The 13,063-nt window shown below is 69.0% G+C and carries 15 protein-coding genes; 4 read left to right on the top strand and 11 right to left on the bottom strand.

Annotated features, from left to right (window positions below; translation table 11 throughout):
• Together AC1DZ6_RS07165 and trxA are read left to right on the top strand one after the other, a co-directional pair.
• On the top strand, positions 1–446 hold a 446-nt coding region (locus AC1DZ6_RS07165), incomplete at its 5' end, for a PD-(D/E)XK nuclease family protein (RefSeq protein ID WP_477096506.1).
• Between the two features lie 128 nt (positions 447–574).
• Positions 575–910, top strand: coding sequence for a thioredoxin (gene trxA, locus AC1DZ6_RS07160; protein WP_477096505.1), 336 nt, complete (start codon positions 575–577; stop codon positions 908–910).
• Between the two features lie 79 nt (positions 911–989).
• Here trxA and AC1DZ6_RS07155 read toward each other — a convergent pair whose 3' ends face one another.
• The 3 genes from AC1DZ6_RS07155 to AC1DZ6_RS07145 form a co-directional block, all read right to left on the bottom strand.
• On the bottom strand, positions 990–2,618 hold the full coding sequence (locus AC1DZ6_RS07155) for an ABC-F family ATP-binding cassette domain-containing protein (RefSeq protein WP_477096504.1): 1,629 nt from the start codon (positions 2,616–2,618) through the stop codon (positions 990–992).
• 153 nt (positions 2,619–2,771) lie between these two features.
• Positions 2,772–2,882: a hypothetical protein gene (locus tag AC1DZ6_RS07150; protein ID WP_422183453.1), complete on the bottom strand. Its 111-nt coding sequence runs from the start codon at positions 2,880–2,882 to the stop codon at positions 2,772–2,774.
• Between the two features lie 115 nt (positions 2,883–2,997).
• Positions 2,998–3,867, bottom strand: a complete 870-nt coding sequence (locus AC1DZ6_RS07145) for a LysR substrate-binding domain-containing protein (protein ID WP_477096503.1) — start codon at positions 3,865–3,867, stop codon at positions 2,998–3,000.
• Between the two features lie 106 nt (positions 3,868–3,973).
• Here AC1DZ6_RS07145 and AC1DZ6_RS07140 point away from each other — a divergent pair, with 106 nt between their 5' ends.
• Positions 3,974–4,948 (top strand): quinone oxidoreductase family protein, encoded by a 975-nt coding sequence (locus AC1DZ6_RS07140; protein ID WP_477096502.1) that lies wholly within the window; start codon positions 3,974–3,976, stop codon positions 4,946–4,948.
• Between the two features lie 7 nt (positions 4,949–4,955).
• On the opposite strand, the gene AC1DZ6_RS07135 is transcribed toward AC1DZ6_RS07140, so the two are convergent.
• The 3 genes from AC1DZ6_RS07135 to ftsY form a co-directional block, all read right to left on the bottom strand.
• Positions 4,956–5,546: a MarR family winged helix-turn-helix transcriptional regulator gene (locus tag AC1DZ6_RS07135; protein WP_477096501.1), complete on the bottom strand. Its 591-nt coding sequence runs from the start codon at positions 5,544–5,546 to the stop codon at positions 4,956–4,958.
• A 92-nt stretch (positions 5,547–5,638) separates the two neighbouring features.
• Positions 5,639–6,259: an inner membrane-spanning protein YciB gene (locus AC1DZ6_RS07130; protein WP_477096507.1), complete on the bottom strand. Its 621-nt coding sequence runs from the start codon at positions 6,257–6,259 to the stop codon at positions 5,639–5,641.
• Between the two features lie 2 nt (positions 6,260–6,261).
• On the bottom strand, positions 6,262–7,203 hold the full coding sequence (gene ftsY / locus AC1DZ6_RS07125; protein ID WP_477096500.1) for a signal recognition particle-docking protein FtsY: 942 nt from the start codon (positions 7,201–7,203) through the stop codon (positions 6,262–6,264).
• Positions 7,204–7,319: 116 nt separating this feature from the next.
• Here ftsY and AC1DZ6_RS07120 point away from each other — a divergent pair, with 116 nt between their 5' ends.
• The gene (locus AC1DZ6_RS07120) at positions 7,320–7,946 is read left to right on the top strand and encodes a trimeric intracellular cation channel family protein (protein WP_477096499.1); all 627 of its coding nucleotides are present in this window, start codon (positions 7,320–7,322) and stop codon (positions 7,944–7,946) included.
• Positions 7,947–7,972: 26 nt separating this feature from the next.
• Here the strand turns inward: AC1DZ6_RS07120 and AC1DZ6_RS07115 are convergent, their stop codons facing one another.
• Genes AC1DZ6_RS07115 through dapF form a run of 5 tightly spaced genes read right to left on the bottom strand, consistent with a single transcriptional unit; the run spans position 7,973 to position 12,549 of the window.
• A complete protein-coding gene (locus AC1DZ6_RS07115) occupies positions 7,973–8,410 on the bottom strand; it encodes a GFA family protein (protein WP_477096498.1) in 438 nt (145 codons plus the stop codon).
• A gap of 8 nt (positions 8,411–8,418) precedes the next feature.
• Positions 8,419–9,498, bottom strand: coding sequence for an endonuclease/exonuclease/phosphatase family protein (locus tag AC1DZ6_RS07110; RefSeq protein ID WP_477096497.1), 1,080 nt, complete (start codon positions 9,496–9,498; stop codon positions 8,419–8,421).
• A 2-nt stretch (positions 9,499–9,500) separates the two neighbouring features.
• Complete coding sequence (mtaB, locus tag AC1DZ6_RS07105; protein ID WP_477096496.1) at positions 9,501–10,844, bottom strand: tRNA (N(6)-L-threonylcarbamoyladenosine(37)-C(2))-methylthiotransferase MtaB; 1,344 nt, start codon at positions 10,842–10,844, stop codon at positions 9,501–9,503.
• Positions 10,841–11,782 carry an SDR family NAD(P)-dependent oxidoreductase gene (locus AC1DZ6_RS07100; protein WP_477096495.1) on the bottom strand — a complete coding sequence of 314 codons (942 nt, stop codon included), beginning with the start codon at positions 11,780–11,782 and terminating at the stop codon, positions 10,841–10,843. Before AC1DZ6_RS07100 ends, mtaB begins: the two co-directional genes overlap by 4 nt.
• Positions 11,695–12,549 (bottom strand): diaminopimelate epimerase, encoded by an 855-nt coding sequence (dapF, locus tag AC1DZ6_RS07095; RefSeq protein WP_477096494.1) that lies wholly within the window; start codon positions 12,547–12,549, stop codon positions 11,695–11,697. The genes AC1DZ6_RS07100 and dapF overlap by 88 nt, the downstream gene beginning before the upstream one ends.
• Positions 12,550–13,063 lie beyond the last annotated feature (514 nt).

Below are 13,063 nucleotides of genomic sequence, written 5' to 3'. Positions count from 1 at the left end.
GTCGCAGGACGGCCGCCGGCCGCCTGCTGGCCGCCGAGCGCGACCTGACCGACGACCAGCGCGCGGAAATGGCGTCCGCCGCCTTTGGCGTTCTGGAGGACGACCGGTTCGCGGCGGTGTTCGGCCCCGGCTCGCGGGCCGAGGTCTCGGTGGCCGGGGGCGCCGCGAAACTGCCCGCCGCGCTGAAGATCTCCGGCCGGGTCGACCGGCTGGTGGTCACGCCGGACCGGGTGCTGGTGGTCGATTACAAGACCAACCGCCCCTCGCCCGACCGCATCGAGAACGCCGATCCGGCCTATCTGTCGCAGATGGCGGTCTATGCCGCCGTGCTGGCCGAGGTGTTCCCCGACCGCCCGATCGAGGCCGCGATCGTGTGGACGGACGGCCCCAAACTCATGGCGGTTCCAGAAAAGGTGATGGCCGCCGCCCTGGCCCGGCTGTTCTAGATCATTGCCGAGGCGGGCGCGGGTCCCTAAATCTTGACGCAAGACGGGGAGCGAATCCCCGGCCCAAGCTGTTTGGGCAACACAGTTTTCTAGCGCGCCCGATCCCCCGGCGCAGATGGAGCCAAACGATGAGCACCGTAGCGGTGACCGACGAGTCCTTCGAAAAGGACGTCCTGCAGGCCGACAAGCCGGTCCTGGTCGACTTCTGGGCCGAATGGTGCGGCCCCTGCAAGCAGATCGCCCCCGCCCTGGAGCAGATCTCCGAGGAGCTGGCCGACTTCGTCACCGTGGCCAAGGTCAATATCGAGGACAGCCCCACGACCCCGTCGCGCTACGGCGTGCGCGGCATCCCGACCATGATGCTGTTCCGCGGCGGCCAGATGGCCTCGATGAAGGTCGGCGCCATGCCCAAGGCCAAGATCCTGGAATGGCTGAACGAAGCCGGCGTGCAACAGCCCGCCTAAGCGTTCGCTAGTTACAGCGCGCAGCCGCCCGCCTCGCCGACGCGAGGCGGGCGGTTTGCGTTTGGGGGAACCGGCGCCGTTACCCTCCGGGGTGCAGACCCGGCGCTTCCTGGCCCGTGCGGGTGACATATTCCGTATAGCCGCCGCCGTACTGATGGACGCCGTCGGGCGTCAGTTCCAGCACGCGGTTGCTCAAGGCCGCCAGGAAATGGCGGTCGTGCGAGACGAAGAGCATGGTGCCCTCGAAGTCCGCCAAAGCCGCGACCAGCATCTCCTTGGTCGCCATGTCCAGGTGGTTGGTCGGCTCGTCGAGCACCAGCARGTTAGGCGGRTCGAACAGCATSTTGGCCATGACSAGGCGSGCCTTCTCGCCGCCGGACAAGACGCGGCAGGGCTTTTCGACATCGTCGCCGGAGAAGCCGAAGCACCCCGCCAGGGTGCGCAAGCTCCCTTGGCCCGCCTGCGGGAACGAGCGCTCCAGGGACTCGAAGATCGTCTCTTCGCCGTCCAGCAGGTCCATGGAGTGCTGGGCGAAATAGCCCATCCTGACGCTGGCGCCGATGTTGACCGCGCCCTGGTCGGGCTTGGTGTCGCCGGCCACCAGCTTCAACAGCGTCGACTTGCCGGCGCCGTTGGCGCCCAGGACGCACCAGCGTTCCTTGCGGCGCACCAGGAAATCCAGGCCTTCATAGATCGGCTGGGCGCCATAGCCCTTGTGGACATTGCGCAGGTTGATCACGTCCTCGCCTGATCGCGGCGGGCTCTGGAAATCGAACTGGACCGCCTGGCGACGGCGCGGCGGCTCGACACGGTCGATCTTGTCGAGCTTCTTGACCCGGCTCTGGACCTGGGCGGCGTGCGAGGCGCGCGCCTTGAACTTCTCGATGAACTTGATTTCCTTGGCCAGCATGGCCTGCTGGCGCTCGTACTGCGCCTGGCGTTGCGCCTCACCGAGCGCCCGCTGCTGGTCGTAGAAGTCCAGATCGCCCGAATAGCTGATGAGCGAGCCGCCGTCGATCTCCACCACCTTGCCGATGATGCGGTTCATGAAGGCGCGGTCGTGCGAGGTCATCAGCAGGGCGCCCTCGTAGTTCTTGAGGAAGGCCTCGAGCCAGATCAGGCTTTCCAGGTCCAGGTGGTTGCTGGGTTCGTCCAGCAGCATGCCGTCGGGCCGCATCAGCAGGATGCGGGCCAGGGCCACGCGCATCTTCCAGCCGCCGGACAGCAGACCGACGTCGCCGTCCATGCGTTCCTGGCTGAAGCTCAGGCCGGCCAGCACTTCGCGCGCCCGCGCGTCCAGCGCATAGCCGTCCAGTTCCTGGAAGCGCTCCAGCACGTGGCCATAGCGTTCGAGGATGGCGTCCATTTGGTCGGCCTGGTCCGGATCGACCATGGCCGCCTCGAGCTCGGCCATTTCGGTGGCCAGCGCGCTGACGGGACCGACGCCGTCCATCACCGCGGCGACCGCGCTCTGGCCCGACATTTCGCCGACGTCCTGGCTGAAATAGCCGATCGTCATGCCGGGATCGATCCCGACCAGCCCGTCGTCGGGCTGCTCCTGACCGGTGATCATGCGAAACAGCGTCGTCTTGCCGGCGCCGTTCGGGCCGACAAGCCCGACCTTCTCGCCCTTCTGGATGCCCATCGAGGCTTCGATGAACAGGAGCTGGTGGCCGTTCTGCTTGGAGATATTGTCGAGGCGGATCATGGGCGGTCTGCTAACGCGGGTGGACGCAGAACGCCAGCCTTAGAGCCCCACCAATTCCAAGCGCGCTGATTGGCCGCCGCCAAGTGTGCGTCCAAGACGACACAACACCACCGCCCACCCTGCCGACGCGGGGTGGGCGGTCTGGTGTCGGGCCTACTTCTTCCCCGACGTGACGATGAACGGCGAGGTCGAGACCGGGGCCGCCTTCTTGTCCGCCTTGGGTTTGCGGACTTCCTTGTTGGACTTCTTCTGACCCTTGGCCATGGCGGCTCCTGCCTGGACGCTCGCGCGCCGGGGAGATCCAGCGGGCCGAGCCGCCCTTTCGGCGTGGCGCGATCCTAAAGCGTCGCCGGACCGCCGCCTAAGGCTTTCGGATCGATCACGGCCGGAGCCGGGTCGGCAGGCCGTCCAGCAGGACATCGATCGCGGCGTCGACGACGGGCGCGCGCCGGTCGTGGGCGTAGAGGCCGTACTGCACGGTCAGCGGTTCAGGCGCGCCCGCCGAGGCCTTCAGGGTCCGCATGGCGCCCGCCCGCACCGACTCCGGCGGCAGCAGGCCCACGCCCAGCCCGCTCTCGACCGCCGCCTGAAGGGCCAGGATGCTTTGACTGGTGAAGGTGACCCGGTGTTCGCGGCCCAGGCCGTCCAGCGCGTCGATCATCCGCTGACGCCACAGGCAGGGCGCGGCGAAGGCGACCAGGTCCAGCGGCCGCTCGGGGTCCGGCGCGTGGTCCAGGCCGCACACCCACAGCAGATCGACGTTCCAGGTGACCAGGGCGTCGGCGACCACGACCGAGGTCGGGCCGATCATCACGTCCAGCCCGTCCTCGCGCCAGAGCCGCCCCAGGGCGACGCTGTGCTCGACCACCACGTCCAGGCGGATGTCGGGGTGGGCGCGGCGCAGCCGCCCCAGGGCGGCGGGCAGGGCGGCCGTAGCCACCTCCTCCGCGAGGCCGACACGCACCACGCCGCTGACCTCGACGTTGCGCAGCCGCGCCAGGGCTTCGTCGCCCAGGGCGAGGATGCGGATCGCGTAGCCCAGGAACAGCTCGCCCTCGGCGGTGGGCACGACGCCGCGTCCGGTGCGTTGGAACAGACGCTTTTCGACCAGATCCTCGAGGCGGCGCATCTGCAGGCTCAGCGCCGACTGGGCGCGCCCGGTCTGGGCCGCCACGCGGCTGAGGCTGCCCTGCTTGCAGACCGCCACATAGGTGGACAGAAGGTCGAGGCCGATCTGATCGGATATCATTTTTCCAGAACTCTGTTCTCGTCGATATCAGTCTACAGCTAGGGCTGGCGCGACGCTATCTCCGCTGCCCCGGGCCGAGCGTCCGCAGCGTGAGAGAGAGCCGAGCATGAAAGCGATCCGTGTTCACCGCCACGGCGGGCCGCAGGTCCTGACCTACGAAGACGTCGATATCGGCCGGCCCGGGCCCGGCGAGGTCCGTGTGCGCAACCGGGCGATCGGCCTGAACTTCGTGGACGTCTATTTCCGAACCGGCGCCTACGCCCCGCCCGGCGGCCTGCCGTTCACGCCCGGCAACGAGGGCGCGGGCGAGGTGGTGGCGGTCGGCGAGGGCGTGACCGACTTCATGCCGGGCGACCGCGTGGCCTATGTCGGCACGCTGGGCGCCTATGCCGAGGAACGGATCGTGCCGGTCCACTTCCTTGTGCCCCTGCCCGACACGATCGATTTCGAGACCGGGGCGGCGATGATGCTGAAGGGCCTGACGGCGCAGGCCCTGCTGCGCCGGACGTTCCGGGTGGAACCGGGCCACGTCGTGCTGGTGCACGCCGCGGCGGGCGGCGTCGGCCTGATCCTGACCCAGTGGGCCAGGCATCTGGGCGCGACCGTGATCGGCACGGTCGGCTCGCCGGACAAGGCCGCCCTGGCCCGCCGGAACGGCTGCGACCATGTCATCGACTATAACCGCGAGGACTTCGTGGCGCGGGTGCGCGAGATCACCAACGGCGAGGGCTGCCACGTGGTCTATGACGGCGTCGGCCAGGCCACCTTCCCAGGCTCGCTGGACTGCCTGCGGCCGCTGGGCCATTTCGTCAGCTTCGGCGCGGCCTCGGGTTCGATCCCGCCGTTCGACATCATGCTGCTGATGGAGAAGGGCTCGCTGTTCGTCACCTGGCAGCTGCTGTTCACCCACCTGGCGCGGCGCGAGGACGTCGTGGCCATGAGCCGCGAGCTGTTCGACGTGGTCGCGAGCGGCGCGGTGAAGATCCCCGTCCACGCCCGCCTGCCGCTGGCCGAGGCGGCGGAGGCGCACCGCCGCCTGGAGGCGCGGGAGACGACGGGCGCGACGGTGCTGCTGGTCTAGAGCCGGATCAGGCGGCCTTCTTGGCCGCCTTTTCCTTCTTGGGCTTCTTATCCTTCTTGCCGTCCTTTTGGGCCGACTTCTCGGCCTTGGGGGCCTTGAGCTTCTTGGCCTTGGCTTCAGGCTCGGCGTGGACGTCGGAGACGGCCATGTCGCTGAGCAGCTCCAGGAAGCCCTCGCGCTTGCTGGGCTTGAGCAGGGCCAGGATGCGGGCGTCGGCCATGGCCACCTTGGGGCGGCTGTCCTCCAGCACGGCGGCGCCGGCGGGGGTCAGGCTGACGGTGTTGGCGCGGGCGTCCTGGTCGGAGCGATGGCGCTCCAGGTGGCCCTTGGTGATCATCCGGGCGACCATGTCGGCCAGGGTCGAGCGGTCGATGCCGGTGGCGCGAACCAGGCCCGTCTGGGTGACGCCCTCGTTCTCGGCCACGGCGGCCAGGACCGCGAACTGGCGCTGAGTGATCCCGCCCGATCCGCTTTCCTCGGCATAGATGTCGAGCGCCAGCTGCAGAACCCGGTGCAGGAGGTGGCTGGGCGAACGGGTCAGAGCCCCGCCGTGATCGCTCCCTCTGGAGTCCTTGGGGTCGCCCTTGGTCTTGGCCATGATCCGTCGTCCCTCGTTTCCGCCGACGGACCTTTATGTACCACGCTTACACGTCGGTTTGACGACAGACGGTCCGTGGGCTGTCGATATCGCTAGAAGCCCGCATCCGGCGGCTCGGGGGTCTTGGCCTCGTCGCCCTTGGCGATGTGCTTCATCATGAAGGGCACCTGGCTGAGCGAGAACAGCAGGGCCAGGGGCAGCAGGCCGATGCGGAACTTCACCCACATGTCGGTCGTCTGGGTCAGGCGGACCACCTCGTTGGCCACGGCGGCGAAGGCGAAATAGCCGCCATAGCGCAGGGTCAGGATGCGCCAGGCCGCGTCGGGCAGGTGCACGGCCTCGCCCATCAGGGCCTTCAGCGGCGCGCGGCCGGCGATCACCCCGCCGATCATGAAGATCGCCAGGGACGCGTTGACCACCGTCACCTTGATCTTCACGAACACGTCGCTGTGGAACACCAGGCCCAGGGTCCCGAAGATCAGGGCCATGACGCCGGAGAACAGCGGCAGCAGCGCCACGCGGCGCTCGACCACATAGCCCAGGATCAGGGCCAGGGCCGAGGCGGCGACCAGCACCCAGGTGGCGGTCTGGAAGTTGCGGCCGGTGGCGAAGAAGGCCACGCCGAACGCGACCGGCGCACCGTAGTCGATGGCGGTGCGCACCCAGGCGGCGTTCTTTTTCTTCGTGGTTTCGGCGGGCGGCGTGTCGGTCATCATCAGTCTTCCAGGCCCACCAGCGAACGCGAGAAGGCGCGCGCGTCGAACGGTTGCAGGTCGTCGATCCCCTCGCCGACCCCGATCAGCTTGATCGGGCTGTCGGAGGCGCGGGCCACCGGCACCAGCACCCCGCCGCGCGCGGTGCCGTCCAGCTTGGTCATCACAATCCCGGAGACGCCGACCTGGTTGCCGAAGATCTTCTCCTGGGCCAGGGCGTTGCGGCCGACCGTGGCGTCCAGCACCAGCAGGGTCTCGTGCGGGGCGTCGGGATCGACCTTCTTGAGCACCCGGATGATCTTCAGCAGCTCGTCCATCAGGCCCTGCTTGTTCTGCAGGCGGCCGGCGGTGTCGATCAGCACCACGTCGTGGCCCTCGGCCTTGGCGCGCTCGACGGCCTCATAGGCCAGGGCGGCGGCGTCGGCGCCGGCGGGACGGAACATGAAGTCGGCCCCGGCCCGGTCGGCCCAGACCTTCAGCTGCTCGACGGCGGCGGCGCGGAAGGTGTCGCCGGCGGCGATCAGCACCTTGGCCTTCTTGCTCGTCAGGTCCGAGGCGATCTTGCCCAGGGTGGTGGTCTTGCCCGAGCCGTTGACGCCGATGAACAGCACCACATAGGGCTTGGGACCCGACAGCGGGTCGAACACGCCCTCGCGGTCGGTCAGCTCGGCGGCGACCAGCTCGGCCAGGGCTTCCTTGACCTCCAGGTCGGTCGACGACTTGCCGAACCGGGCCTTGCCGAAAGCGTCGGTGATGCGCGCGGCGATCTGGGGACCCAGATCGGCCTCGATCAGCATCTCCTCCAGCTGGTCCAGCTGTTCCTGGTCCAGCGGCTTCTTGGTGAAGGCGCCGGTGACCTGCTCGGTCATCTGTTGCGACGACCGGGCCAGGCCCGACGTCAGGCGCTGGAACCAGCCTTTTTTCTGCTCGGGCTTTTCGCTCATGGCGTTCCTTTAGAGCGTGACAGCTGAAAGTGTGAGCGGTTTCAGCGCCCACTACGCTCCAATTAATAGAGATAGAGCCTGAGACAGGCTGTATCGGGCTGTGGCATCAAACGCCCATGGACGCGCTTTCGACCACCCTGTTCTGGCTGGATTACGCCGCCGTCGCCGTGTTCGGGGCGACCGGCGCGCTGGCGGCCGCCCATCGCAAGCACGACATCATCACGTTCGGCTTCTTCGCGGCCATCACCGGGGTGGGCGGCGGCACGCTGCGCGACCTGCTGATCGACGCGCCGGTGTTCTGGATCCAGCGGCCCGGCTACATCATGGTCTGCCTGCTGGCGGCCGTGACGGTGTGGATGTTGGGCAAGCGGGGCTGGCGGTTTCGGGCCCTGCTGTGGCTGGACGCCCTGGGCATGGCCGCCTACGCCGTGGTCGGCACGGCCAAGGCCCTGAACCTGGGCGTCCATCCGTTCACGGCGGTGATGATGGGCGTGCTGACCACCGCGTTCGGCGGGATCATCCGCGACGTGCTGGCCGAGGAGCCGAACCTGCTGCTGCGCCGCGAGATCTACATCACCGCCGCCCTGCTGGGCGCGGCGGTGTTCGCGGTGCTGCACCAGCTGCACGTCGGCTTCTGGCCGGCCGGCATCGCCGGCTTCACCGCCGCCTTCGGCCTGCGGGCCTGCGCGATCAAGTTCGGCTGGCATCTGCCGGGCTTCGCCGGGGGCGAGGAGGAGGTCTGAATCCTTCTCCCCTTGCGGGAGAAGGATCAGGTCTCGTGATCGGGATGCTGGTGCGAAACCACCGCGCCTGACGGCCCCATCGGCGGGCGCACCGGCATGTCGGCCAGGTGATCCATCCAGGCCGGACGGCCCTCGACGGCCAGCTGCACGTTCGGCTCGACCCGCGACGGATCGTCGAAGGCGAACACCGCCAGGTCGATCTGGTCGGGGCTCCACTCGTAGGTCAGCGGCGTGCCGCAGGCGGCGCAGAAGCCGCGCTGGACGGCGTCCGAGCTCTGGAAGCGGGCCGGCGCGGCGCGCGTCCAGGTCAGGTCGGCGACCTTGACGGTGACCAGGGCCCCGAACGGTCCGGCGAAGGCCTTCTGGCACATGCGGCAATGGCAGATCGAGGCGCGGCCCGGCTCGCCCTCCACCCGGAAACGCACGGCGCCGCATTGGCACCCGCCGGTCAGCGTGTCGGACATCGGAAACCTCAAGGCTTGTGCGGCGGGACCGGCAGGATGGGGATCGGCGTCAGGCGGAAGGTCACTTCATAGGCGTCGTGGTCCGACAGCACCGGCCCGCCCGTGGCCGAACCGTCGAACCGGGCCTCGACCTGGACGGGGCGGACGCCGACACGGTCGCCCTGCTTGAAGCCGATCAGGTCCTGGGTGTCGAGCCAGGGGGCGTCGCCGTCGGCCGAGATCTTGGCGTCGCAGCTCAGCGGCGTCTGGAAGCAGACCTGGCTGACCACATCGAACGGATAGCGCTGCATGACGTAGTCGAAGCGGTCGGGCGCGTGCATGACGTTGAAGTCGCCGCCGACGATCAGCGGGGCGCCGGGCGTGCGGTCGCTCTGCATGAACTGGCCCAGCTCCGCGGCCTGCAGGTGATGGGCCATGCGGTTGCGATTGCGCGGCACGCCCGAGGCGCCCTTGGAATTCAGATGCGTATCGGCGATCTCGACCGGCGTCGGCAGGCCCGGCACGTCGAGGCTGACCAGCATCACCCCCTTGTTGGCCAGGCAGTCCAGGCCCGCGCAGTAGTGAWAGGCGTGCGACTTGACCCAATTGATCGGGTGGTTGCTCAGGACCCACAGGCCGCTGGAGCCCCACTTGCCCCAGCCCTCGCCCTTGCGGCGGTACTTCACCCGCTTGTAGCGCGGCCGGTCTTCGCGGGTCAGCTGGCTGCCGTCGCGCTGCTTCTTGCGCGGGCCCTTGGCGACATAGGGATAGCCGCTGAGCTCGATCAGGTCGTCGACCTCGTCGCGGAAGCCCTCCTGCAGCAGGACGACGTCGGGCTCGAGCCCCTTCTCGCGCAGGGCGGCCAGCTGGCGGCCGATCTCCTTCAGCTTGGAGCCGCGCCCCGACCGCACCGGCCAGGGCAGGCCCTCGACATTGTAGGTCATGACGCTGAACTCGATCGGCTGGATCGGGCCGATCGGCTGGAAGGCGGCGGGCGGGCTGTCCTCGGTCTTGGGCTCCGGGACCRGCGCGGCGTCCTGGGCGCGAGCCGAAACGCCGAGCGACAGGGTCGCGGCGAGAACGGCGGCCAGGACGCGACGGTCGATCATGCTCAGGCGGCGCGCTCCGCGATCACCCGCGTCCCGTCGTGGCCGACCACCCGGAAGGCGGCGATCTCGCCTTGAGGCGCGAGGCCCCCAAAAGCGGGGTCGAAGGCGATCTCGGTGAAGTCCTCGGCCCGGGCCACGCCCTCGCGCTCGACCAGGCCCGACAGGGTGCGGCCGATCTGGCGCTGGAGATGGCGTTCGAGACCGGCCTGGCCCGCCTCGCGCAGGCGGCGGGCGCGATCCTTGATCACCGGACCCTTCACGGGCGGCATGCGGGCCGCCGGCGTGCCGGGGCGGGCGCTGTAGGGGAAGACGTGCAGGAAGGCCAGACCCGCCTCCTCGACCAGCTTCAGGGTGTTGGCGAAGGCTTCCTCGGTCTCGGTCGGGAAGCCGGCGATCAGGTCGGCGCCGAAGGCGGTGTCGGGGCGCACGCGGCGCACCTCGGACACCAGCTTCAGGGCGTCCTCGCGGCTGTGGCGGCGCTTCATCCGCTTGAGGATCATGTTGTCCCCGGCCTGCAGGCTGAGGTGCAGATAGGGCATCAGGCGCGGCTCGGTCTCGAGCAGCTTGAACAGGTCCGGATCGATCTCGGCCGCGTCGATCGACGACAGGCGCAGGCGCGGCAGGTCGGGGACCAGCTTCAGGATCCGGGCGACCAGCTGGCCCAGCGTGGGCTCGCCGGGCAGGTCCGTGCCCCACGACGTCACGTCGACGCCGGTCAGCACGACCTCGCGATAGCCCTCGGCCGACAGGCGGCGCACCTGGTCGACGACGTCGCCGGCCGGGGCCGAGCGCGAGTTTCCCCGGCCATAAGGAATGATGCAGAAGGTGCAGCGGTGATCGCAGCCGTTCTGGACCTCGACATAGGCCCGGGCGCGGTCCTTGAGGCCGGCGATCAGGTGACCGGCGGTCTCCTTGATCGACATGATGTCGTTGACCCGCACGCGGGTGGAGGTGTCGAGCAGGGCGCCCGGCGCGGCCTTCTCGGCGTTGCCCAGCACCAGGTCGACTTCCGGCATGGCGGCGAAGGCGGCGGGGTCGATCTGGGCGGCGCAGCCGGTGACGATCAGCCGGGCGTCGGGCCGCTCGCGGCGGGCCTTGCGGATCGCCTGGCGGGCCTGACGTACGGCCTCGTTGGTCACGGCGCAGGTGTTGAACACCACCGCGTCCGACAGACCGTCAGCCGAGGCGCGGGCCCGGATAGCTTCGGATTCATAGGCGTTCAGCCGGCAGCCGAAGGTGACGACGTCGACGCCGTCCGGCCCCGACATCGTGGTCGCCGGTCCGCCCTCTTCGCCCACGGCAGGCCGGGGCGTCGGAGGCCGCGAGATGAGGGTGTAGGTCGTCACGGCAGGTCCCCGTCGCTGGCCACGAACGCGTCGAAGGCGTCCTTCCAGTCGGGGCGCCAGCGCGACAAGGCCGGGCGGTTCTCGATGACGTCGCCCATGGCCCAGGCCATGCGCTTCTCGTCGACCGAACGCGGCACGTCGTTGTCGGGGCACAGGATGTAGAAGTCGCCGCGCTGGATGCTCTGCAGCATGAAGGCGACCGTCTGCTCCGGCGTCCAGGCGGCGGCCGGCTTGTCGGTCCCGCGACGGGTCATGCCGGTATGGACGAAGCCGGGGATCAGCAGGCGGGCGTCGACCTGGCAGTCGACGATCTCGCGCAGTGTGTGGGCCAGGCCTTCGGTCAGGGCTTTCACCGCCGACTTCGACACGTTGTAGGCCGTATTGCCCGGCGGCTGGGTGATGCCCTGCTTGGAGCCGGTGTTGATGATCAGGCCCGGACGGCCGCTGGCCGCCATCTCCTCGCCGATCAGCTGGACGCCGTTGATCACGCCCCACAGATTGACGTCGAGCACACGCTTCCACGGGTCCTCGCCGGAAAAGGCGTCGCCCCCGCCGCCGACCCCGGCGTTGTTCATCAGCACGTCCACGGCGCCGAACTTTTCGACCGCCGCATCGCGCAGGGCCTGGACGGCGGCGCGGTCGGCGACGTCGGTCGGCACGGCCAGGGCCTTGTCGCCGATGGCGTCGGCGGCCTTCTTCAGGGCCCGGCCCATGATGTCGGCCATGACCACATTCATGCCGAGCGCGGCGAAGGCCTGGGCGGCGGCCAGGCCGATGCCGTCGGCCGCGCCGGTGATCACGGCCGTCTTGCCGGGTCCGATGGCCGGATGAATGAGGGCGGGTTGAATGGTCATGCGGCCACCAACTCGGGCAGCCGGCCGGTGAATTCCAGAGTGATCGGGCCGGTCATGATCACGTGGCCGTCGGCCTCGCGCCATTCGATGGTCAGGGCGCCGCTCTCGAACTCGACCTTGGCGACGCGGTCGGTCAGGCCGCGACGCACGGCGGCGACCTGGGCCGCGCAGGCGCCGGTGCCGCAGGCGGCGGTCAGGCCCGCGCCGCGTTCCCAAACCTTCAGCTGGATGTGGTCCCGCGCCGCGATGTGGGCGAAGCCGACATTGACGCCCTCGGGGAACAGCGGATGGTGCTCGACCAGGCTGCCCGTGCCGGTGGCGAAGGCGTCGCTGACCGGGGCGTCGACGAAGAACACCACGTGCGGATTGCCCATCGAGACGCAGCCCGGCGTGTGGACCAGCGGCGCGTCGATCGGACCGACCTGCAGCTCGATCCCGACGGTGTCCATTTCTTCCGACAGCGGGATCTGGTCCCAGGCCAGGCCCGGCCGGCCCATGTCGACGGTCACCAGCTTGTCGCCGGCCATCACGCCGGACAGGCGTCCGGCCACGGTGTCGAAGGCCACGCTGTCCTTCTGGGCCGACTGCATCAGCAGCCAGGCCACGCAGCGGGTGCCGTTGCCGCAGGCCCCGGTCTCCTCGCCGTCGGAATTCCAGAACCGCACATAGGCCGAAGCGCCCTCGGCGCGCGGCGGGTCGATGGCGATCACCTGGTCGCAGCCGATTCCGCCGTCACCGCGTTTGGCGATGGCGCGGATCTCCTCAGCCGTCGGATGGAAGGGCTGGGTCAGGGTCTCGATCACGACGAAGTCGTTGCCGAGGCCGTTCATCTTGAGAAAGGTGCGGCTCATGGTGGGGGCTATATAGTGGAAAACCTCGGCCGAGTCAGAGGTCGGGCCGAAACTGCGGCGTTTTGAGCGTGGCTTTTCGGGGGACAGCACCTGGATCGGGGACATGCCCTTGCGGCGTGTCCCCATCAGCTGACGCCGCGCTTGGGATGTGGGGACACGCCGCAAGGGCATGTCCCCGGCGGGGATCCAGCCGCGCCTATCCCCGCCAGCGCCGCCCAAATCTCTAACCTTTCCAACGCCCTGAATAATAATAAGCGTCACAACCGCCGCCGCGTTCAGACCGGCCGCATACTGAACAGGTCACCATCACGGGGAGGGCTCTTGGTACCGGCCCAAGCAGGCGATGGGGATGGAACCGAGCGGGGCCGGGCTGGCCTGGCGGGCGTGGTGTCTTGGGAAGCGGGTCTCAGAAGGATCCAAGGCCCAAGCCGGACGCAAGCCGGACAGTCCGGGTTGACGGGGCTGGGAGTTCAAACCGGCCTGTTCGAGGATCAGTCGGAGTCGCCGACGGCCC

The organism is Caulobacter sp. P1_B12_2 (assembly GCF_056406675.1).
This window is presented reverse-complemented; position numbering and strand designations above follow the sequence as displayed.